The organism is Pisciglobus halotolerans (genome assembly GCF_900113675.1).
Classification (GTDB): domain Bacteria; phylum Bacillota; class Bacilli; order Lactobacillales; family Carnobacteriaceae; genus Pisciglobus; species Pisciglobus halotolerans.
Genome location: NZ_FOQE01000016.1, coordinates 24268 through 47887 on the forward strand (window position 1 = coordinate 24268; position 23620 = coordinate 47887).

The 23620-nt window shown below is 39.5% G+C and carries 16 protein-coding genes and 1 pseudogene; 12 read left to right on the top strand and 5 right to left on the bottom strand.

Features of this window, described 5'->3' with window-relative positions; all coding sequences use genetic code 11:
- The first annotated feature begins 247 nt into the window (after positions 1–247).
- From trpS to BM057_RS06710, 8 genes are all read left to right on the top strand, one after another.
- Positions 248–1261 carry a tryptophan--tRNA ligase gene (trpS, locus tag BM057_RS06670; protein WP_092092371.1) on the top strand — a complete coding sequence of 338 codons (1014 nt, stop codon included), beginning with the start codon at positions 248–250 and terminating at the stop codon, positions 1259–1261.
- 689 nt (positions 1262–1950) lie between these two features.
- Positions 1951–2331 (top strand): VOC family protein, encoded by a 381-nt coding sequence (locus BM057_RS06675; protein ID WP_092092374.1) that lies wholly within the window; start codon positions 1951–1953, stop codon positions 2329–2331.
- Between the two features lie 133 nt (positions 2332–2464).
- The gene (locus tag BM057_RS06680) at positions 2465–3016 is read left to right on the top strand and encodes an NADPH-dependent FMN reductase (RefSeq protein WP_047392267.1); all 552 of its coding nucleotides are present in this window, start codon (positions 2465–2467) and stop codon (positions 3014–3016) included.
- A gap of 798 nt (positions 3017–3814) precedes the next feature.
- Entirely contained in the window at positions 3815–4654 is an 840-nt protein-coding gene (gene licT, locus BM057_RS06690; RefSeq protein ID WP_092092376.1) for a BglG family transcription antiterminator LicT, read from the top strand.
- A 152-nt stretch (positions 4655–4806) separates the two neighbouring features.
- Positions 4807–6750 carry a beta-glucoside-specific PTS transporter subunit IIABC gene (locus BM057_RS06695; RefSeq protein WP_092092378.1) on the top strand — a complete coding sequence of 648 codons (1944 nt, stop codon included), beginning with the start codon at positions 4807–4809 and terminating at the stop codon, positions 6748–6750.
- 148 nt (positions 6751–6898) lie between these two features.
- The gene (locus tag BM057_RS06700; RefSeq protein ID WP_092092380.1) at positions 6899–8356 is read left to right on the top strand and encodes a glycoside hydrolase family 1 protein; all 1458 of its coding nucleotides are present in this window, start codon (positions 6899–6901) and stop codon (positions 8354–8356) included.
- A complete protein-coding gene (locus BM057_RS06705) occupies positions 8343–9752 on the top strand; it encodes a glycoside hydrolase family 1 protein (RefSeq protein ID WP_092092382.1) in 1410 nt (469 codons plus the stop codon). The genes BM057_RS06700 and BM057_RS06705 overlap by 14 nt, the downstream gene beginning before the upstream one ends.
- A gap of 398 nt (positions 9753–10150) precedes the next feature.
- Positions 10151–11596, top strand: a complete 1446-nt coding sequence (locus BM057_RS06710) for a DHA2 family efflux MFS transporter permease subunit (protein WP_092092384.1) — start codon at positions 10151–10153, stop codon at positions 11594–11596.
- A 45-nt stretch (positions 11597–11641) separates the two neighbouring features.
- On the opposite strand, the gene BM057_RS06715 is transcribed toward BM057_RS06710, so the two are convergent.
- Positions 11642–12550 (bottom strand): 1,4-dihydroxy-2-naphthoate polyprenyltransferase, encoded by a 909-nt coding sequence (locus BM057_RS06715; protein ID WP_092092386.1) that lies wholly within the window; start codon positions 12548–12550, stop codon positions 11642–11644.
- Positions 12551–12869: 319 nt separating this feature from the next.
- Positions 12870–13259, bottom strand: a complete 390-nt coding sequence (locus tag BM057_RS06720; protein ID WP_092092387.1) for a YbaN family protein — start codon at positions 13257–13259, stop codon at positions 12870–12872.
- A gap of 261 nt (positions 13260–13520) precedes the next feature.
- On the opposite strand from BM057_RS06720, the gene BM057_RS06725 reads away from it, so the two are divergent.
- The 4 genes from BM057_RS06725 to cydC are packed head-to-tail and all read left to right on the top strand — an operon-like array spanning position 13521 to position 19483.
- Positions 13521–14921 (top strand): cytochrome ubiquinol oxidase subunit I, encoded by a 1401-nt coding sequence (locus BM057_RS06725; RefSeq protein WP_092092397.1) that lies wholly within the window; start codon positions 13521–13523, stop codon positions 14919–14921.
- A gap of 3 nt (positions 14922–14924) precedes the next feature.
- Positions 14925–15962 carry a cytochrome d ubiquinol oxidase subunit II gene (gene cydB / locus BM057_RS06730; RefSeq protein ID WP_092092389.1) on the top strand — a complete coding sequence of 346 codons (1038 nt, stop codon included), beginning with the start codon at positions 14925–14927 and terminating at the stop codon, positions 15960–15962.
- On the top strand, positions 15952–17694 hold the full coding sequence (gene cydD / locus BM057_RS06735; RefSeq protein WP_047392256.1) for a thiol reductant ABC exporter subunit CydD: 1743 nt from the start codon (positions 15952–15954) through the stop codon (positions 17692–17694). The genes cydB and cydD overlap by 11 nt, the downstream gene beginning before the upstream one ends.
- Entirely contained in the window at positions 17687–19483 is a 1797-nt protein-coding gene (cydC, locus tag BM057_RS06740; protein ID WP_092092391.1) for a thiol reductant ABC exporter subunit CydC, read from the top strand. Before cydD ends, cydC begins: the two co-directional genes overlap by 8 nt.
- Positions 19484–19930: 447 nt before the next feature.
- Here the strand turns inward: cydC and spxB are convergent, their stop codons facing one another.
- The 3 genes and pseudogenes from spxB to BM057_RS11680 all read right to left on the bottom strand — a co-directional run.
- Positions 19931–21721, bottom strand: a complete 1791-nt coding sequence (gene spxB / locus BM057_RS06745) for a pyruvate oxidase (RefSeq protein WP_092092393.1) — start codon at positions 21719–21721, stop codon at positions 19931–19933.
- Positions 21722–22121: 400 nt separating this feature from the next.
- Positions 22122–23102 carry a polyprenyl synthetase family protein gene (locus tag BM057_RS06750; protein WP_177186193.1) on the bottom strand — a complete coding sequence of 327 codons (981 nt, stop codon included), beginning with the start codon at positions 23100–23102 and terminating at the stop codon, positions 22122–22124.
- 198 nt (positions 23103–23300) lie between these two features.
- Positions 23301–23620: pseudogene (locus BM057_RS11680) on the bottom strand (IS4-like element ISTeha3 family transposase); the annotation flags it as partial.

The following is a 23620-nucleotide window of genomic DNA, read 5'->3' on the forward strand; positions in this document are numbered from 1 at the left end:
CCGACTATCATCCAGTTTTGCAGCAAATCATCCCCAACGTGATAGGAGAAAACTAAAAGGTCTTTAATGGTACAAAGAAAGGCTTTGACCTAATCGGCTTTTTTAGATGAAGCTGTGCAATAAGAATGGCTTTTCTGCAATGATATCTATTCATTTTTTTGCAAAAATGCAAAATAAAACTGTTGTATCTGTGTTATGATAAGAAAGAAAAGCAATGGCGAATTTTAGATCAATAAAGGAGAAGTCCATGAGTAAAATTATTTTAACTGGAGACAGACCAACTGGGAAATTACATTTAGGACATTATGTTGGTTCTTTGAAAAACCGCGTAAAATTGCAGAACGAAGAAGGCAATAAAACGTTTATCATGATTGCGGATCAGCAGGCATTAACGGATAACGCGCGAAACCCACAAAAAGTCAGCAGCAATTTGTTAGAAGTAGCGTTAGATTACTTGGCTGTGGGCATCGATCCGATGAAATCAACGATTTTTGTCCAATCTCAAATTCCTGAATTAGCAGAACTAACGGTTTACTACTTAAACTTAGTAACGATTTCACGGTTGAAACGAAACCCTACTGTTAAATCAGAAATCAATGAAAAAGCATTTGGACAGAGTATTCCCACTGGCTTTTTTGTCTATCCTGTCAGTCAAGCTGCGGATATTACAGCATTCAAAGCGACTCATGTACCAGTAGGAGAAGATCAAAGCCCGATGATTGAGCAAACGCGCGAGATTGTTCATGATTTTAACCGGATTTATGAAAAAGACGTGCTGGTTTCTCCAGAAGGCATTTTGCCGGAAAAAGGGCAAGGCAGATTGGTTGGGATCGATGGCAAAGGTAAGATGAGCAAATCGTTGAACAACGGCATTTATTTGGCCGATACAGAAGAAGAAGTCAAGCGCAAAGTGATGAGTATGTATACTGATCCAGGCCATATTCATGTTTCTGATCCTGGTAAAGTAGAAGGAAATGTTGTCTTTACTTACTTAGATGTTTTTGGTGAAGACAAAGAACAAATCCAAAGCTTGAAAGAACAGTATCAACGTGGTGGATTGGGAGACGTTAAGATCAAACGGTATTTGAATGAAGTACTAGAAGATTTTCTGAAACCAATCAGAGAAAAACGGGCACAGTATGCAGCTGACAAAGGCGAAGTTTTGAATATGCTGAAAGCTGGCAGCCTTGAAGCTGAAAAAGTTGCCGCACAAACTTTAGATGAAGTTAAAGATGCAATGGGCATCAACTATTTCAAATAATCGAAAAAAGCTGCTCTTATCAAATAGGAGCAGCTTTTTGGATTTCATGCGGACTTGTTCAATACACAGCTAATGCAAATTGCTGAGGTTTTCCTTCTGTGATATTGCATCACTTGTTCACAGACTTGGTTTCTGTTACCGAGCTCAGAGCATATAGCCTTCAACTTGTTCACAGACCACGCTTCTGTTACCAAGTTCAGAGCATAAAGCCTTCAAATTGTTCACAAGTCCCGTTTCTAGGACCAATTCGGGTAAACTAGCTTACTTCTCTTGATTTGATTGATAAAAGACGTTAAGTAGTTTTAGCAGTACATGGTGGCAAATTTGACAATGAGGAGGCAGTTGTCCAATCTTTTTTTAACGAATTTAAGAAAGTTAGTAGACTCTGGCAGTTTGCAAATGAAGAAAGTGAAATTTGATGATGAAGAATCGATTGGAAGCTACTAGTTGATTTTTGAGACACGTCCATGTATGCGCTTGAAATAAGCTGTGCAGGTACGTTGCTTCAGTTAGGTTAATCTGTTAATCTTAGCTCATCAGCATATGAAGAAATTCTTCGATTGAACGAAGATGATAGTCAGGGAATACGCTGTGGTTTCATGGAAACATCTGACTAGTATGATTATCAAAAGGTTAAAAGAAATTTGAAGAAAAAACAAATTAATTTCTTAAGGAAAGCAGGGAGTAAAATGAAAATTGAACACATTGCACTTTGGGTAAAAGATTTGGAAGCAACAAAAGAATTCTATACCACTTATTTTGAAGCGGAGTCTAATGATTTATATCATAATCCGATGAAAGGTTTTAAATCTTACTTTTTGAGTTTTGAAGAAGGATCAAGGTTGGAACTGATGAGTCGGACAGATGTAACAGATGTTCATCTGCTAGATACTTTAGGTTGGGCTCACATGGCTATCTCTGTAGGAAGCAAAGAAAAAGTAGATCAATTGAAAGAAAGATTAGAAAAAGACGGTTACCGCTGTCAAAGCCAGCCACGCACAACAGGAGACGGCTATTACGAAAGTGTTGTTGAAGACCCAGAAGGTAATTGGATTGAGATAACCGTTTAAAGGATGCGAAACTTGGTCAACAGGAGCGGCAGAAAAACGAAAGTGCAATCTTTTGACAATCTTTGTTCACAAGGCTTACAATTTATAAATTTATAGTGTAGAGCAAAATAAGAACAAAGAAAGGAGAAAACATATGACAAAAGTTGCTGTTTTAGTGGGCAGTTTGCGCAAAGAATCTTATACGAAAAAAATAGCTGCTGCTTTGATGCAGTTGTTTCCAGAAGATGTAGAGACTGAGTTTGTAGAAATCGGGGATCTACCTTTATACAATCAGGACTACGATGACCAAAACGAGGTACCTGAAGCTTACCGGACATTCCGTGAAAAGATGAAGCAAATGGATGCTGTTTTGTTCGCTACGCCTGAATATAATCGTTCTGTTCCAAGTGTACTAAAAAATGCTATTGATGTGGGTTCACGCCCTTATGGAGAAAGTGTTTACGACGGCAAACCTGCTGCTGTAGTTAGTGTATCTCCAGGAGCCATCAGTGGATTCGGTGCCAACCATCACTTGCGGCAGTCACTTGTTTTCTTAAATATGCCGACACTACAACAACCCGAAGCTTATATCGGGAATGTCATCAATCTGTTAGGTGAAAATGGAGAAGTGACAAACGAAAGCACGCTTGAATTTTTCCAATTGATTGTTAATTCTTTTGTTGAATTGATTCACAAATATCAATAAAATCAATCTAACCATAAAAGAACTGCCTAGAAAGCCAACATAGTATTGGTTTTCTAGGCAGTTTTGATTTGTCCGAAAAAATTTTTTCATTAGGTGGGAAGCATTTCGGTTTAAAAAAGATAGTTTCATTTATTTAGGTTAAACTGACGCTTCTTTGGAATCTAAACGCAACAAAGTGATCAGTCTTTGATTAAGTTTTTTCGTTCTAAATATTCCTCTTTACTTATTTCTCCATTAGCGAATTGTCTATCTAAAGACGCTAGAGCTGTTTCTTTAGAAGCAGGTTGTTTGTTCCTGTGTCGAATAACGAGAAAAATCACTAGGGAGATCATAAGAAAAATACTCCAATTGAAAAAGTGACCGCTCATAAAGCTGTGACTCATGGGATTCCCCATAGACCCATGCTGGGTAAAAAGGTTTCCACAAAAATTTTGGAATGAATGGTGCATGTTTAAATCACGCTCCTCAAAAATATATTTATACCTGTATGGGTATACGGTAACATGAACTTGCTTTTTTAACAAGTAAAAGAATGCACAATCAATAACGAAAGAAAAAGAAAAGACATTCACTAGTCAATAATGACTTTTCATTTATTTTGGAAACAAACAAGTAAAAAAGAAATTTTAAAATTAAAAAGAAAGGGCTTGCAAGAAAAGCAAAGTTATGCTATTATTTTCCCATAAAGGATTGTGACTGGTGATGCAGGCAAAACCTAGATTAATGCGAAGGGACAAGTGGTTTGTCATTTGGCATTAGTTTAGGTTTTTTTTTATTGGAAGAGGTGATGTTTACTGTATGCGGATAGAGAAAGTCTTTAATAACAACGTCGTGCTCGCAAAAGCCAATGATCAATCTGAGATGATCGTAATGGGAAAGGGAATCGGCTTTCAAAAGAAAGTAGGAGATACTTTTGAAGAAGAACGGATCGATAAAAAGTTTGTCATTCAAGAAGATGATCCGGCTCAGCGCTTAAAGGAAATCTACCAAGATATTCCTGTGGAAGAATCAGATGCTGTTTTTATCATCATTTCTCTAGCTGAGCAGAAGTTGCAGCAAACCTTTGATCCCAATGTCTATCTGACATTAGCAGACCATATTCATTATGCTTTGCAGCGAAAAAAAGAAGGTATCCAATTAAAAAATCCACTAGCTTGGGAAGTTAAGAAATTTTATCGCCGAGAATATGAACTTGGCAAAGAAAGTTTATCTGTCATCAAAACTCATACACATACGCAGCTTGATAATGATGAAGCCGCATCGATTGCTCTCCATTTTGTAAACGCTCAAAAGGAAGGACAATTAATTGAAGAAACGATTAGAGTAACTCGAATTGTTCAAGATATTTTAAATATTGTACGATTGCACTTTGGTATAACTTTTGATGAGGAATCTATCTCTTATAATCGTTTTTTAACTCATTTGCAATACTTTGCACAGCGAGTCGTTCTGGGAGAGTTATACCAGTCTTCACAAGACACTTTTTTATTAGAACAAATAAAAGCCAATTATCCAGGATCTTATACTTGCACAAGCAAAATTGCTATCTATATTGAAGAAAGCTATCATTTTAACATCTCGCCCGATGAAAAAGTGTATTTATCGATTCATATTCATCGTGTAGTCAATCAAAACTAAATCATTCATCTGCTTTTAAAGGATTGTGACTGGTCATGCAGGCAAAACCTAAGCAGGTAGCTGTTGGAATAGAATTTTTTCTGTTCTTCTCTAGCTATCTGTTTGGGTTTTTTACTTTTTCTAGACAAACCAAATAAGAAAGAAGGATTAATATGAAATATGAGGAAATAGCAAAAGATATTATCGAACATGTCGGCGGTAGAGAAAATGTTAATAGTTTAGCCCATTGCATCACAAGGTTACGTTTTAAGTTAAAAGATGAAAGTAAGGCAGATACAGATTATTTAAAAAAACGTGAAGGAATTGTTACCGTCATCAAAAGTGGCGGTCAGTATCAAGTCGTCATTGGAAACCATGTACCTGATGTTTATGATGCAGTTGTTAAAGTAGGTAACTTGAATGCTGAAGGAGAAGTAGAGGCCGATGAGGGAGAAAAAGGAAATTTATTGAATCAGTTTATCGATATGATTTCTAAGATTTTCCAACCTATTCTTGGACCATTGGCAGCTACGGGAATGTTGAAAGGACTGGCTGCTGTATTGGTTGCATTTGGTGTTGCTCCAACCAGCGGTACTTACTTGCTGATTCAAGCAGCAGGTGATGGACTGTTTAATTTTTTGCCGATTTTCCTAGCATTCACAGCAAGTAAACGTTTTGGTTTGACGCCTTTTACCGGGATGGCGATTGCAGCAGCTATGCTGTACCCTAGTTTGATAAATCCAACAGATATTGAACCTTTGTATACCTTATTTGCTGGAACGATTTTTGAATCACCGATCTATATGACATTCCTAGGTATCCCAGTCATCTTAATGTCGTATGCTTCTTCTGTAGTGCCTATTATTTTAGCTACTTTCTTTGGGGCTAAAGTCGAGAAGCTGATGAAAAAGATTGTTCCGGATGTTGTGAAGTTATTCTTTGTTCCATTCCTTACTTTGTTGATTGTTGTACCAATCACAATTTTAGCTATTGGACCTATTGCTACTTGGGCAGCGACTTTACTGGGAGCTGGTGTCTCTGTTATTTATAACATCAGTCCTGTCATAGCAGGTGCATTGATGGGCGGTTTGTGGCAAATTTTAGTCATGTTTGGTTTGCATTGGGGGATTGTTCCTATTGCAATCAATAATTTATCAACAATGGGATATGACACATTATTGCAAACGGTCGTAGGTGTTTCTTTTGCTCAAACAGGTGCGATCATTGCGATTGCAATGAAAACAAAAGAGGCAAAAGTTAGACAATTGAGTATACCTGCGATTATTTCAGGTTTCTTCGGTGTTACAGAACCGGCGATTTACGGTATTTCCTTACCAATGAAAAAACCATTTATTTTAAGCTGTGTGGCAGGAGCGATTACAGGCGCTGTTGCAGGTTTTTATCGTCTAACCGGATATGCAATGGGTGGTTTGGGTATTTTTGCTTTGCCTTCTGCTATCGATCCTTCAGGAGTTAATAGCTTTAATGTTTGGGCGGCTTTAATTGTTTTTGCATTAGGCTTGGTGCTTGGTTTCTTACTTGTTTACTTTACAAAAATTCCTACTTTATACGAAGAACCAGCTGTAGAAACAGCAGCACCTAAAGCAGTTTCGCCTGTAGCGGGAAAATCAACAGTTCCTGCAAATGCAGCACATACAGTAGAAAAAGATTTGATTGCAAGTCCAATGACTGGCGATACAATCGGTTTGGAAGATGTCAAAGATGAAGCTTTTTCAACCGGAGCTTTAGGAAAAGGCATTGCCATTCAACCTGTTGATGGAAACGTATATGCACCAGCAAATGGAACGATAACCATTTTGTTTCCGACTCGTCATGCAATTGGTATGACAACTGAAAATGGTACAGAAATTTTGATTCATATTGGTATGGACACTGTTCAATTAGATGGGGAAGGTTTCACGGCTCACGTCAAACAGGGAGATAAAGTTGTTGCAGGACAATTATTATTAACGGTTGATTTAGAAAAATTGAAAGCGAGAGGATATGAGACTATCACACCAATCATTGTTACCAATACAGGCAATTTTATAGATATTTTGCCTACTAAAGAAAACCACTTGGCTAATGGAGATTATTTGCTCTCTGTTTTAGGATAACCAGAAAAAGTGTTATTGCTTGTTTTCAGGTTCTATGTCAAAAGTATAGGACATAGGGTCTGAAAACAACTAAAAAATGATGTTCATTTATTAAGAAAAAATGAATGTGTTATGCTAGAAATAACAAAGTAAAGGAAGGAAGGATTGTATGTCGAACGTATTTCCAAATGACTTTTTATGGGGCGGCGCAACAGCTGCCAACCAATATGAAGGAGCCTATAACGAAGATGGTAAAGGGCTCTCTGTACAAGATGTCACTCCTAAAGGCGGTTTTGGACCAATCACGATCGAAGAGGGGTCCACTAAAGATAATTTAAAATTAGAAGGTATTGATTTCTATCACCGTTATAAAGAGGATATTAAGTTGTTTGCAGAAATGGGCTTTAAAGTTTATCGGACGTCTATCGCATGGTCACGCATTTTTCCAAATGGAGACGAGGCAGAGCCGAATGAAGCGGGTCTAGCCTTTTACGATCGAGTTTTTGATGAACTGCACAAGTACGGTATTGAACCATTGGTCACGCTGTCTCATTACGAAACACCTCTTCATTTAGCTAAAAAATATAATGGCTGGGCCAATAGAGAATTGATCGGTTTTTATGAAAAGTATGTTCGTACAGTATTTGAACGTTATAAAGACAAAGTTAAATATTGGTTGACCTTTAATGAAATCAATTCAGTTTTGCACGCGCCATTTATGAGCGGAGCTATTTTGACTCGACCTGAAGAACTGTCAAAACAAGATCTCTATCAAGCTGTTCACCATGAACTGGTCGCCAGCGCTTCAGCAACCAAGATTGCACGTGAAATCAACTCTAATTTCAAAGTAGGTTGTATGGTTATTTCTATGCCAACTTATCCGATGACTCCGAATCCAGATGATGTAATTGCAGCAATGGATATGGAACGTCAGAACTACTTATTCTCCGACATTCATGTTCGTGGTCGCTATCCTGGCTATATTAAACGTTTCTTCCATGAACATGACATTTCGATTCATTTTGAACCGGGTGATGAAGCATTGTTGGCTGAGAACACTGTTGATTTCATTTCGTTCAGTTATTATATGAGTGCCACAGCTTCTGCGCATCCAGAACAATTTGAAAAAGGCGCAGGCAATATCTTAGGCGGAATACCAAATCCGTATTTGACATCTTCTGAGTGGGGATGGCAGATCGATCCAAAAGGTTTATATATTGTCTTGAATGAATTTTATGACCGTTATCAAATGCCATTGTTTATTGTAGAAAACGGTTTAGGTGCAGTTGATGAACTGGTGACAGATGAAAATGGTCATCAAACGGTCAATGATGATTATCGTATTGCTTATATGAATGATCATCTGGTCCAAGTGCGTGAAGCAATCGAAGACGGTGTAGAAGTGATGGGCTATACTTCGTGGGGCTGTATTGACTTAGTCAGTGCATCTACAGCTGAAATGAAAAAACGATATGGTTTTATCTATGTTGATCGTCATAATGACGGTACAGGAACTTTAGAACGCTATAAGAAAAAGAGTTTTTACTGGTACAAAGATGTAATTGCATCAAATGGCGCAATGTTAGTAGAAAAAGCAGAAGGCGGGTCTGAAGATGAAGCAAAATAAAACATTTCCTGACCAATTTTTGTGGGGAGGTGCAACTGCAGCTAATCAACTTGAAGGCGCTTGGAATGAAGATGGAAAAGGACCTTCTGTGATTGATGGACTGACGTGTTCCCGTGATTTCACAGAAAGGTTCAATGGCGTGGGAAATAAATACCCTTCTCATGTCGGAATCGATTTTTATCACCGATATAAGGAAGACATTGCGTTGTTTGCGGAAATGGGTTTTTCAATTTTTCGAATGTCTATTGCTTGGACGAGAGTCTTTCCTAAAGGAGATGAAACTGAGCCGAACGAAGCAGGCTTAGCATTCTATGATGCTGTTTTTGATGAATTAGCCAAGTATAATATCGAACCCTTAGTGACTATTTCCCACTTTGAAATGCCACAATATTTAGTGGACCATTACGGGGGATGGAAAAATCGTCAGTTAGTTGATTTTTATGTACATTTTGCGACAACTTTATTTGAGCGGTATAAAGGAAAAGTCCGTTACTGGCTAACGTTTAATGAAATCAATATGGCTACGTTCATTCCACAGATTTCAATCGGTTCTTCTGCGGCAGAAGGAGAAAAGGAAGAAGAAGTGATGTATCAAGCTTTGCATCATCAATTCGTAGCAAGCGCGCTCGCTACGAAAGAAGCAAAGCTGATCGATCCAGTAAACCAAGTCGGCTGCATGATCGCATATGCGCCTGTCTATCCTCTTTCTGCAAAGCCGGAAGACGTCTTTACAGCTCAGCAGAAAGAAGAAGAAAAGCACTTCTTTACGGATGTGCAAGTACGTGGCTACTATCCTGATAATAAATTGGCCTATTTTGCAGAAAATGAAATCCATATCAATATTGAACAGGGTGATGAAGAAATTTTAGCTGCGTATCCCGTTGATTTTATTTCTTTCAGTTACTATTCTTCAAATGCTGCAAGTTTTGAAAAATCAGGCAAAGAAAGCACTGGGAATGCGATGCTTGGTGAAAAGAATCCTCATTTAGAAGAATCAGATTGGGGTTGGACGATTGATCCTTTAGGTTTACGTGTGGCGCTCAATACCCTTTACAATCGGTATCAAGTTCCTTTGATGGTTGTAGAAAATGGACTAGGTGCAGTCGATGAAGTAGAAAATGACGAAATTCATGATGATTATCGCATTGCTTATATGAAAGCTCATGTCGAAGCAATGCGAGACGCCATTATAAAAGATGGAGTAGATCTGGTTGCGTATACTTCATGGGGATGTATCGATTTAGTCAGTGCAGGAACAGGTGAGATGGCGAAGCGTTATGGTTTTATTTATGTTGATCGTCACAATGATGGGTCAGGAACCCTCAAGCGTTTAAAAAAAGATTCTTTCTACTGGTACCAAAAAGTAATTGAAAGCAATGGTGCTGATGTAGATTAAGACAGGATCAAAGATAAAACAAGTAAACTTGGTGCAGTTTTGAAGCTGATTTTTAAAGGCTGCGCCAAGTTTATTTTGTTGTTTTTCAAAAAAAATATAAAAAAACTTGATAACTGGACCGTTAGAGGAGTACACTGTTACCTGAGAAGTTTTTAGTTGTAAGAGAATAGGTTCGCTCAGTAGCAAAAATACGTATATCGCATATGAATCATCTCCTTCCGTAAAAGAAAGAGGTGTTTTTCTATTTTTTGCGGCTCTTCTTAGCGCTAGGAAGGAAACACTTTTATTTAATAGAATAAATCAGTTGGTTCCTCGTTTAGTCAAAGAAAGGTGAACCCGTTAATCTTTTATAAAATGAGCTTTTTTACTGAAAAAAATATTTAAAGGAGAAATGTACGATGAAAAGTGACACTACCCAGAGAAGTACATCTTTTGCCCAAATCGTATCGATTTTAGGGGTTATCATCATGGGCTCATTTGTCACAATATTGAACCAAACCTTGATGAGTACAGCATTGCCGCGGATCATGCATGAATTTTCCATCACACCGACACAAGGACAGTGGCTGACAACCGCTTATATGCTGATCAATGGGATCATGATCCCTATTACGGCTTTTTTAGTTGACCGGTTCACGACGAGACAATTGTTTTTGTTTTCCATGTCTATTTTCTCAGTTGGAACATTGATTGGAGCAACCGCTCAAGTGTATAGCATGCTGATCGTTGGACGAATGATCCAAGCAATAGGTGCCGGCATTATTTTGCCTTTACAAATGATCGTGGTCTTATATATGTTCCCTCTAGAAAAGAGAGGCTCTGCTATGGGCTTGATCGGCTTAGCGATGAACTTTGCTCCCGCTATCGGCCCGACTTTTTCAGGATGGGTAGTCCAAAACTTCCACTGGAATATGTTGTTTTACTTTATTTTGCCATTTGCAATATTAGATGTGATCGTTGCTTTCTTTGTATTAAAGAATGTTGGAGAAACGAGCAAGCCGAAACTGGATTTCTTAAGCGTCATTTATTCTACATTAGGCTTCGGCGGGATGCTGTTTGGATTGAGCAATGTTTCTTCTCAACCTTTCTTCAGTATAAATGTGGCTTTGCCGCTGGTAGTCGGTGCGATTTCACTGGTCCTTCTGGTCAAAAGATCAAACCAGTTAGACGAGCCGTTATTGAACTTTAGTATCTTTAAATACCGCAATTATCGTTTAAACTTGATCATCACACTGATCCAGTTGGCTGGAATGTATGGAGCCATTATTTTATTACCGATTTATTTTCAAGATATTCGAGGACTGACACCGATGCGCTCTGGAATGGCCTTGTTGCCGGGGTCGTTAGTGGTTGCTGCGATGAGTCCTATTACTGGAAGAATGTTCGACAAAATAGGCGGAAAGAAATTGGCGGTTGCTGGTTTGTTTTTAGTCACTATTGGTACCGGCTTGATTGGTTTTGTTGATTTATCTACACCGATATCTCACATTATTCTCTTGCAAGTAGTTCGTTCTTTCGGTTTTGCATTGACGCTGATGCCATTGCAAACTTCTGCATTTAATGCGGTGCCGCTACATCTTGCTTCCCATGCGTCCGCTCTATTTAATACGATGCGCCAATTGGCTGGTTCGCTGGGGATTGCGCTGTTTGTCGTTTTGATGACATTGGTTTCACAAAATTCGCTAGCCAGCAATCATGCGCAACGTGTAGCTGACTTAGCTGGATTCCGCGCTGTGTTTATAGGAGCTGGATTATTAACGTTAGTGGCCTTCCTATTGACTTTTATTATGCGTGATGAACCCTATACGGAAGCTGAAAAAGAAAGAATTGAAGAAAAGATGTAAAAAAACGCTGATCGATGACACCGATCAGCGTTTTTTGATTAAAAATTAGAAATTCAATAAGATTCCCAAAATGGTACTTACAATCATAAATAACGGGATAACAGCTGAGTTTTGAACAGCTGTAATAAAGGTTTCTTCTTTAACTTGTTTGTTCATAAAAATGTTGATGTTCTTTTGAATAATAGGGAACGAGAACAAGGTCAAAAGGATCAATTTTGGATAAATGCCAAGAAAAACAGAAACGATCAAAGAAAGGTAAGCGATATAGTATAATCCTTTATAAAGCGCAAGCGATTTTGGCTTGCCGATATAGTAGGGCAATGTAAAGCGGTTGTCTTCAACATCTTCTTCTAGGTCGCAAATGTTGTTGGCTAGCATAATATTTGTAACTGTAATGACAGTAGGCAAGGAAGCTAAAAAGATTTTGCCGACTGTAGCAGCGTTTAACACCATGACATTAAAGCCATTTACGTAAACAACGACAAAAAGAATGGCGAATCCCATTGCTAGTCCTGAAAAAATTTCTCCGAATGGTGTGCTGGAAATAGGTCTGGGACCAGCTGTATAAAAAATCCCGATTAAAAAGCAAATAATGCCGACATATAATAGCAGCATGCTGGTTTGCGCAACCAAATAAAATCCAAGTAAGGCTGAGATGATTCCAACAATATAATAAGAAGCACGAACAGCTGGTAAAGATAGCTTTTCCTGCCCGATCACCATGTGGTTTACGGAAGAGGAATGTTTATTTGAAGCGACAACGTAATCTAAGTACTCGTCACGGATATTCACTGCCATATGAAACAAGATGGCCACGACAAAAGCAATGGCAGTCAGTCCTAAATGGAATTCCCGATAATTATACCAAGCATATAAAACGCCAATAATAGCTGGAAAAATACTTGCTGTGGTAGAATACATCTGAGATAATTTAAAAAATGATTTGATGTCCAATTTATTTTTCTCCTTTGTTTATTATTGTCTATGCTAAATGTATTGCGACTTTAATAATATGCACTTTTTAATAGCTGCTGTCAAGGCATGGGGCCTTACAGATAAATCGAAAAAGGCTGTTAAGCATTTCCCTAACGGCTGACTAAGTAGTTTGTTTCGCGTAGGCAAGCTGAAATAAAAAGAACCAACCTATCTATAAGAGATTGAACTTACAGATAAGCTGGTCGAAGCAGCTGGTATTTTAAAGAAATAGGGGAGAGATAGACTCGCATGTATACTCTTTGCTACTTTCGCTTGCAGATCAGGTTTTGACGTCACCTTACTCTTTTTCTTTTTCGACAGGTCGCGTCGGGATAAAAAAGAAGAGCACGATGGTTTGTGTAACCAACATAAATACCAGCATCAATCTAATGAGGGGAAGAGGGGTGAAATAGATAGAAATGCCGACCATGATATAAACCGATAGCAGAATGTTTAGCTTATTCCGCATAGAAATAGAACGGGTCTCTAAATATTCAGCTACATAGCGTTGATAGAGTCTAGTCGTTTTCAGCCAGCGGTGAAAAGCTTCTGAACTGCGTATGAAACAGAAAGCAGACAACAGAAGAAAAGGTGTTGTAGGCAGAAGCGGCAGAACTGAACCGATCGCACCTAAGATAAAAGAGATTAAACCGATGCTGACAAGTAATATTTTTTTTAAACGTTTCATTGTTTCCTCCTAGAAAGCATTCTTTGTATACTTTTGAACGCAATGGTCTTGCAGATACTAGTCTAACGTGTTAGAAGAATAAAAGAAATAGATTTTCAAATAAATCGTCGGCTTATAGAATTTTTTTAACAAGTACACCTTGTAAAATAGCTTAGAATGATTATAATGTAAAGAGGAGTGAAAAGTTACAACGCTGTAAGAATACGAACTGTTTGCAAAGGCAGTGACTGTTTATTTTACTAAGGAGGAGTTTAATTGAATTTGGATATTGTATCGCTAGCACGTTTTCAATTTGCGATGACAACAGTGTACCATTTCTTCTTTGTACCTTTATCGATTGGATTGGCTTTCGCTATTTCAATCATGGAAACCATGTATGTAGTTAAAAAAGATGAAATGTATAAAGATATGGCTAAATTCTGGGGTCATATTTTTCTGTTGAGTTTTGTAGTAGGGGTCGTTACTGGTTTGATCCAAGAGTTCCAGTTTGGTATGAACTGGTCTGATTATTCCCGATTTGTTGGAGATATTTTCGGTTCGTTATTAGCTTTAGAAGCTTTATTGGCCTTTTTCTTAGAATCGACTTTTATCGGGTTATGGATGTTCGGCTGGGATCGTTTTAACGCGAAAGTTCATGCTGCTTTTATGTGGTTGATTTGGTTTGGATCTATTTTATCTGCCTTCTGGATTTTAGTAGCGAACAGTTTCATGCAACATCCAACTGGCTACACGATCCGCAATGGACGGGCAGAATTGGACAACTTCGGTGCTTTGCTGACCAATGCGCAAGCTTGGTATGAAGTGACGCACGTTGTCTTTGGTGCTATTTTACTAGGTGGATTCGTAGTCGCAGGATTATCTGCCTTTAAATTATTACGCAAGCAAGACGTGAAGTTCTTTAAACGTTCATTAAATGTTGGTTTGACGATTGGCTTAGTTGGTGCAGCTTTGGCTGTCTTCTCAGGAGACTTGCAAACGAAAGCACTCGTGGAAGACCAACCAATGAAATTTGCCGCAACGGAAGGACTTTATGAAGATTCAGGAGATCCAGCTTCATGGACAGTTGTGGGGATTCAGGATACTGTCAACAAAAAATCAACTTGGTCGATCGAGATACCTTACATGTTGAGTATTTTATCATTCAATAAACCAGAAGGCGCTATTCGCGGAATGAATACCATAAACAAGGAATTGATAGAGACTTATGGTGAAAGAGATTATTACCCAGCTGTGAGAACTTTATTCTGGAGTTTTAGAGTAATGGCGATCAGCGGTGGATTCTTATTGATGATTGGTGCACTTGGCTTGTGGTTCAGTAAGAAGAAACAAAAGATTATGGAAATGAAATGGCTGTTGTCCATTATTGCATTTTGTACGTTTGTTCCATTCATCGCTAATACGGCTGGATGGTTGATCACTGAATTAGGACGTTATCCTTGGACCGTTTATGGCTTATTCACGATTGAAGATAGTGTATCGCCAAACGTATCCGTAGCTTCCTTAGTGACAAGTAATTCGATCTACTTTGTCTTATTTACAGCTTTAGGAGCTGTGATGGTCTACCTTGTTTACAAAGAAATGCAAAAAGGTCCTTACCATGTAAGTGAATTGGAAAAGGGCGAAAGCGAAGAACAAGATACGTATGAAAAGGGGGCGTTGTAAAAAATGGCTGATGTTAATAATTTACAACTGCTGTGGTTTGCTTTGATCGGTGTCTTGTTTGCCGGCTTCTTCTTTCTAGAAGGTTTTGACTTTGGAGTCGGAATGGCAACGCGCTTTGTAGCCAAAGACCTGCCTGAACGCAATCAGTTGATCTCAACGATCGGTCCAGTTTGGGATGGGAATGAAGTATGGCTGATCACAGCTGGGGGAGCATTGTTTGCTTCTTTTCCTGGCTGGTATGCTTCTTTGTTCAGCGGCTTTTACTTGATTTTACTGATCATTCTGTTTGGTTTGATCATTCGTGGTGTTTCGTTTGAATTTCGCAGTAAGATGCAGACTCCTGCAACACGCGCAATTTGGGATTGGACGCTCTTTATCGGCAGCTTGATCGTGCCTTTCTTCTTTGGCCTGATGTTTACGAGTATGGTCAAAGGGATGCCAATGGACGCTGAAGGCAACATTCGTGCAACTTTTACCGACTATTTCAATCTCTTCTCGATCGTTGGCGGGGTAGCGATGGTTTTGCTGTGCTTCTTGCATGGTTTAAATTATATTCGCTTAAAAACAATTGGAGAAGTACATGTACGAGCTGGTGTTTATGCTAAGCGACTATATATTGTACTCTTTATAGGTTTGGCAGCATTTGCTGGTCTATTGTATACTTCAACAGATTTCTTTACTGTGCATCCTGTTTCAACATGGTCACTGCTTGCTTTAATCATTGTCTTGTCGATCTTGGCAACTTTTGGGGCCTATAAAGACAAAGAAATCTTGGCCTTTATCACGAGCGGTTTGACTTTAGTAGCACTTGTAGCCTTGTTGTTCTTCGGCTTGTTCCCACGCGTGATGGTCAGCTCCATCTCTGCTGAAAACAGTCTGATGATCAGTGAAGCATCAAGTACACCTTATACGTTGAAGATCATGTCTTGGGTTTCCTTGACCTTCCTACCGATCGTTTTAGGTTATCAAACTTGGTCTTACTACGTTTTCCGGAAACGGATCAAAAAAGAAAGTGGAGTGGAAGATTCATATGGTGGATAAACGTTTATTCAGTTTATCCGGCATGAAAAAAATCATGATATTGCTTGCAGGAATTTCTTTTCTGCAAGCTTTTATGATTGTTTTTCAAGCGCGCTATTTAGCTTTAGCAATAACAGGTTTGTGGAACGGCGAAGGATTAACAGCTCAGATTAGTCGCATGCTGTTCTTTTTTTTATCCTTTGCTGGCCGCCACTTTCTCACGATGTTGCGCGAGAAAATGCTGGATAAATTTTCTTATGAAAAAAGCCGGGAACTGCGAAAAGAACTATTAGATAAAGTCTTTTCTCTTGGACCAAAACTGGTTCAAAAAGCAGGGACGGGTAATGTCGTAACGATGGCACTAGAAGGGATCCGCCAATTTGGCGACTATGTCACGTTGTTCCTTTCTAAAATGATGAATATGATGGTGATTCCTTGGATCGTGTTAGCTTATACCTTTATGCTCGATACGACTTCAGGTGTAACCATGATCGTTGTTTTTCCGATTATTATTTTATTTATGATTATTTTAGGCTATGCGGCGCAAAGCAAGGCAGACCGCCAGTATGCCACTTACAAAATACTGTCCAATCACTTTGTAGACTCGTTGCGAGGATTGGAAACATTAAAACTGCTAGGGCTAAGCAAGTCCTACAGCAAAAACGTTCATCGTGTTAGTGAAGATTATCGCAAAGCAACGATGGGCGCGTTGTCGATCGGGATTCTATCGACATTTGCATTGGATTTCTTTACGACGCTGTCTATCGCGATCATTGCAGTCTTTTTAGGGCTGCGTTTATTGAATGGCGAAATGCCATTACTGCCAGCTTTGACTGTTTTGATCTTGGCACCTGAGTACTTTTTGCCTGTTAGGGAGTTTTCAAATGATTATCATGCTACGCTAGATGGCAAAAACGCCATGGAAGCTATTTTTACCATTTTAGCTATTGAAGTGCCAGAAGATACGGAACGTTTGTCTGCAGACAAAGCCAAATGGCAAGAAACAAGTGAATTAACGATCAGCCATTTGAATGTCCGGCACGAAGAAAACAGTCCGAATGCTTTAGAAGATATCCAGCTGCATTGGAAAGGATATGGCAAAATCGGTATCATCGGGATGAGTGGATCGGGCAAGTCGACCTTTATTGATACCTTTGGCGGCTTTTTACAACCGTTAGAAGGTGTCGAGATCGATATCAACGGCGTAAAAGTGCCTCACTTTGCACAACGCAATTGGCAAAAAGAAATCATTTATATTCCGCAAAAACCGTATTTGTTCCATGACACATTGGCCAATAATATTCGTTTCTATACACCTGAAGCTACAGACGAAGCGGTCCAACAAGCAGCTGAAAAAGCTGGCTTGGCTTCTTTTATTCGCGAATTACCAGCTGGGCTAGAAACGATCATTGGGGAAAGTGGACGGATGTTGAGCGGCGGACAAGCACAACGAGTAGCTGTTGCACGGGCTTTCTTAGACCCTGAGCGAAAAATTTTGCTGTTTGATGAACCGACTGCACACTTGGATATTGAAACAGAAGTAGAGTTGAAAGAAAGTATTCTGCCCTTGCTAGATGAACATTTGGTGCTCTTTTCAACGCATCGCCTACATTGGATGCATGAAATGGATTATATTTTAGTGCTGGATCACGGACGGATCGTGGACGCTGGGACACATGAAGAGCTGTTGGAGAAAAATGGTGCCTATACGACTTTGATGCAGCAAATGAGAGGAGGAACAACACATGCATAATCAGCAACTGAAACAAATCTTAGCTGTTTTTAAACAAGATACTTGGGTCAGACCTTTTATGAAAAAATATGGAAAACTGCTTTATCTTGTGCTGTTCTTAGGATTTATGACCCTCTTTTGCGGCAGTGCATTGATGTTCACCTCTGGTTTTCTGATCAGCAAGTCAGCTAGTCAGCCAGAAAACATTATGCTGGTCTATGTTCCAATCGTATTGACGAGAGGATTTGGGATCGGCCGGCCAGCTTTTCGATACGTTGAACGACTGACGAGCCACAACTGGGTTTTAAAAATGACTTCTGATTTGCGGGTGAGATTGTATCGTTCGCTTGAAAAAGAAGCTGTCTTCTTCAAAGAAAAATATAAGACGGGAGATATTTTAGCTGTTTTAGCAGAAGATATCGATCATTTGCAGAACCTTTACTTGCGCACCATTTTTCCAACGATTATTTCTTGGTTGATTTATATCGTAGTGATTATTGGATTAGGTCTTTTTTCAGTACCTTTTGCTTTCATGATGCTGTTGATGATGACGGTGGTGGTTGTGTTGATGCCGCTCGTTTCGCTATTAGTCAATGGGGTTAAAATGGAAAGACAAAAAACAGCGCGTAATCACTTGTATGATCAATTGACCGATGCTGTATTAGGGGTAGGAGACTGGTTATTTAGTGGACGTCGAGAAGATATCGTCAGCAGCTACGAGGACAGTGAGCGAGCCGTACGCAAAGATGAATATCAAATCAAACGCTTTGATCGCATGCGCGACTTCCTGCTGCAAGTCTTCTTTGCACTATTAGCAGTAGTTGTTCTAATATGGACGAGCTTTGTCTTCAAAGGCAATCAAGGAGGAGCAGCCAACTGGATCGCTGCTTTTGTTCTGGCGATTTTTCCATTGGTAGATGCTTTTGCGCCCATACCGGCAGCAACTTCAGAATTGACGATTTATAAAGACTCTGTCAAACGATTGAATGCTCTCCCAGAAGCTGAGTTGGAGGATACTAAACCAACTTCAGCAGCTGTAGCTTTATCAAAAGAAACATTTGAAGAATTGAAAGTGAATCAAGTTGTTTTTTCTTATGAACCTGACACAAAAAAGGTGTTGAATCAATTATCGCTAACTGTACCAAAAGGGGAAAAGTTGGCGATCTTAGGTAAAAGCGGCGCCGGAAAAAGTACGCTGGGACGTATGATTCGTGGCGACTTGCTTCCACAAAGCGGATCGATCACGTTAAATGAGGTACCGGTTCAGCAGCTTGGAGAAGACATCTCTCAATGGGTCGGTGTGATCAATCAAAGTCCACATTTGTTCAATACATCAGTACTGAATAATGTTCGTTTGGGCAATCCTTCAGCAACAGATGAAGAAGTGATCAAAACGTTGTACCAAGTAGGGCTCGGCAAAATGATCGAGCAGTTGCCGGATGGCTTTCATACAGTAGTGGAAGAAGCAGGTGGACGTTTTTCTGGTGGAGAACAGCAGCGAATCGCACTTGCACGTATTTTGCTCCAAAATACGCCTGTAGTTTTGCTTGATGAGCCTACTGTAGGATTAGACCCTGTGACTGAACAAACCCTCTTAGACACGCTATTTGATGCCTTAGAAGGCAAAACGATCATTTGGATCACTCATCACTTACAAGGGGTAGACCAAATGGACCACGTAGTCTTTATCGAAGACGGCCAAGTCGCTATCAAAGGAACCCCTCACAAATTGTTAGAAAACAATCCGCGCTACCAGAAACTTTACAAACTCGACCGTGGAGAAAACCAAGATGCGGAGCGAGGACGATAGAATCATTAAGCCGCAAAGTCTCGCTATGCTCGCTTTGTATCATTTCGCTAAATTTATTGCATAAATTAAGCTCAATGGCAAAAGAGTCACAGTAAAAATAGAAAAAGTGTTTAAAAAGGTTTCTTCCTCTTTTAACGTTGGTAAAGAAATTTCCTATGATCGATGGGCTACTGATGGAAAGCCATGAGAACACATTGAGCCGAAAATCGCGTCTCAATGCTTGCAAGCTTCAAACTTAGTGTAACGGCTAAAGCCTAATACTAAGTGATTTACATTGCATCTTTTTTCATGGCTACCAGTAAGCCCTATGTGCCTCCTGAAATTTCTAGAAATAGGATTCTAACGAGTTTAGCATTAAAAAAATGATTTTTTTACAGACCAACGTTAAATATTGTAGAACCTTAAAAAGAGGCTGTCTCGAAAATCGAGATAGCCTCTTTTTTTAGATTATTTTTCTTGTTGCAGATTTGATTCAAGACCTTCTTTTTGTAAAAAGTAGCTGAGCGGTTCAAGTTCTTCAGCTTCAAAACGTTCTTTAAAGGCCTGGATTTCCTCTTTTGAATAAAGTGCCGGTTCTAATTTCAAAGCTTCAGCAGGTAGCGGACGATCGCGAGAAATTTTTACATCGATCAAGACAGTGCGGCCTGCTTTTTCATCTTCAACCGCTTTTTCGAAGACTTTTTTCAATTGGCTGATTTCAGTGACGGTATAGCCCACTGCGCCTTGTGCTTCTGCGATCTTAGCAAAGTCTACTTCATTGAAGAAGACGCCATAGTAATCGTGGTTGGTGTCTTCTTGCTCATCTTTGATGAAACCATATTGAGTGTTTGAGAAAACAACGTTGATGACGGGTAACTCGTACTGTACAGCAGTAACAATATCTTGCATCACCATTGCAAAGGCACCATCACCGGCTAAGTTCCATGCTTGACGATCTGGAAAATCAGCTTTAGCAGCTATAGCACCTGGTAAGCCATTTCCCATCGTGGCAAAAAGGGCAGAAGTACGCCACATATTTTTTGGTGTCAGGTGCAGGTGACGGACAGAAGTTTGTGTTGTATCTCCAACGTCGACTGAGTACAATGCATTTTCATCTGCAACTTGATTGATAGCATTGTAGACTTGGTAAAACTGCAATTCACCATCTGTTTTTTGCTCGAGCTTATCCGTATACGTTTTCCAGTTCTTAATGTTGTTGAGATTTGCGCGATACCAACTTGTTTCAGGCTTTTCTGAAATCTTTTTCGTTATTGCACGGATGGCATCACCAGCATCAGCAAGGATCGCAACATCTGTTTTATGGCGCTTGCCTAGCTTTTGTGGATCGATATCGATTTGAATAAATTTTTTGGTATGTTTGAAAGTATCTGAAACTTCAGCAAAAGGATAATTGCTTCCAGCAAATAAAACCACATCTGCTTCGTCAAATACTTCTACAGCAGGTTTTCTTGAGACACGATAAGCAGAGCCGAGCAATGCTTCAAAGTCGTGCGGGAAAGTGTCATAGTTGATACCAGAAACGGCTACAGGTGCTTTTAATTTTTGGGATAGCTCCATCACAGCATCCCCATTGCCACGGGTTCCGATACCGGCATAAATCACAGGACGTTTTGCTTGTTCAAGAAGCGCTGCAGCTTCATCAATATCTTTTTCATCTACAGCAGGATAAAGGTAATTTCTGTAAGCATTTGCTGAAGAGTACCAGTCTGTGTCATCGATTTCTACCCAACCGTAATCTACAGGAACTTCAACAGCTGCTACACCTTTTTTAGCGATTGCTGTACGAACAGCTTCATCAATGATTTTTGGTAATTGTTCTGGATAAGCAACACGACGATTATAAACGGCAACATCTGCAAAGACTGGGTTTTGATTCATTTCTTGAAAAGCATCCATATTGATTTCACGTTCTGAACGCTGACCAATGATCGCCAACACGGGTACATGATCTTCACGCGCATCATATAACCCATTCATCAAATGCGTTGCACCAGGGCCAGCTGATCCTAAAGCCACGCCGATTTCACCAGTAAATTTTGCATGCATGGATGCAGCAAGAGCACCAACTTCTTCATGACGAACTTGTATAAATTGGATGCTTTCTTTTTCTTTGTTTAGTGCATCCATCCAAGAATTCAATGATCCAGCTGGAATGCCGTAGACGTGCTTAACGCCCCAACTTTCCAATACTTTGACCGCAGCCACGCCAGCTTCAATCTTTTTACCTTTATCAGACATTCTATCGTCAACCTCCTACAGGTTTTGAAAACCACAAAAGTAGTTTTGTAGAAATGTATTAACTCGTTGCATAAATCTTAGACAGAATCAAAGAGCATCTAAGCATATACAAAACAAGCCTTTCTGTACTCTACGATAGCACTTTTAGTTGTAAATGCAATGATTTGCTCTAAAAGCTGGTTGCAAAGATCTGGAATAAACAAATCGGATGTTGATCGATCCAGCAGCCTGAGCGAAAAAGCTGTTCATATCTGTTATAACGAATTTGAAACCAGTGTTATTTATTGAGGTGTTAGAAACAAAATCGTTTTTATTATTTGCTGAGGATAAATATAAAAAGAGCGCCCTTAAAGCTCAAAGGTTTCTTCGAGTCTTAGGACGCTTGTCGTTTCAAATCCTTTTAGAAATTGCGGTATAGAAGCTCTTCTGTTAAACGATAAAGGATCTTTTTTTCTGGACGATCAGGCAAGGCTTGAATACCATTTAGCGCTTTATCTGTATAACGCTGGGCAAGTTGTTGAGCTTTAGAAGTCCCGTGATACTTTTCAATCAAGTGAACAACTTGCTGCGTATCTTCGGGCGTCATGTCTTTGCCTTTTCGCAACAAAGGCTCAAAGGCTTCTTTATGGCCACGCATTGCTAAAATGAGCGGTAAAGAGTAAACGCCTTGTTTAACATCTTCCAGAACGGGCTTGGCTAACGTTTCGCTGTTTTGTGTATAATCTAAAATGTCATCCAACATTTGATAGGCAATGCCGATATGATGACCAATGTGCCGACTGCTGATGATAACGCTAGGGCTGCAGAAGCCCCATTTGGCACCTTCAAAACAGCTTAAAGAAAACAGCTGTGCCGTTTTTCCAGAAATACTTCTTAAATACTGGCGAAGGGTGATGTCCATGTTATAACGTTGGTGCATCTGATCGAGCTCGCCGAGCAAGATCCGTTTCATAGCAAAGGCATTCAATTTGACGGCTGCCGTAGAATCAGTAGCATGTGCGAGCAAATCAAAGTAAACGGTAAATAAAAAGTCTCCTGTATAAACGGCGATATCTTTACCGAATTTAGACTGGATCGATTGTGTGCCGCGTCTTGTGGGGGAATCATCAATAATGTCATCATGGACCAGCGTTGCGATGTGCAGCATCTCAACGGAAGAAGCGGCATACAGCAGCTTTTTATGGTCTTGCTTTTGAAGATTACCAAAGCGGGAAAAGAGAATAAAATAAGCAGGACGCAAAAGCTTCCCGCCGCCATTCAATAAATCAAAGATGGCTTCTTGGATGTCTTTGTTGCGGATCCGTACTTTCTTTTCCATTAAAGCATAGCAGCCCACTAAATCTTCTTTGATTTCTGGAAAATTGTCCCATATCGGGTGAATTGGCATGATCTTTTTTCCTTTCAGTTTGATATAAAGCCTCTATTTTCATTGTAATATCAATTAAAGCATCAATCATAATTTATCTTATTCCGTGATGTGTGTCAATAAGCGTGTCCGAATCATGTCATGAATAGTCTCCTATTTGTTTGGTTAGTAGCTAAAAAAAGAACATAAAGAAAGAAAAACATTAAATTTTACTCAACTTTCGCAGTTCAATTGTGGTAGGTATCCCTTGATATAACTAGGCAAACAAGCTGCCCATTGTTGTACTTGACAGTCGATAAATGTTTTGAGCCTTTTGGTTGCTTTCTGGCTGATTTCTTCCAGCAATGAGAGAAGTGTCTGTAAAGCTGCTGCCCAGTCTAATTCATTCACTTCGTCACACAACTCATAAAACATGCCGCCTAGTGTACGTTGATCGCTGCCACATCGGTTCTGCCAAGATAAAACGATATAACGGACAAAAACAATGGTCGTATGAGCAATCAGTGAATCATAGCTTCTGCCTTGGTGCTCTG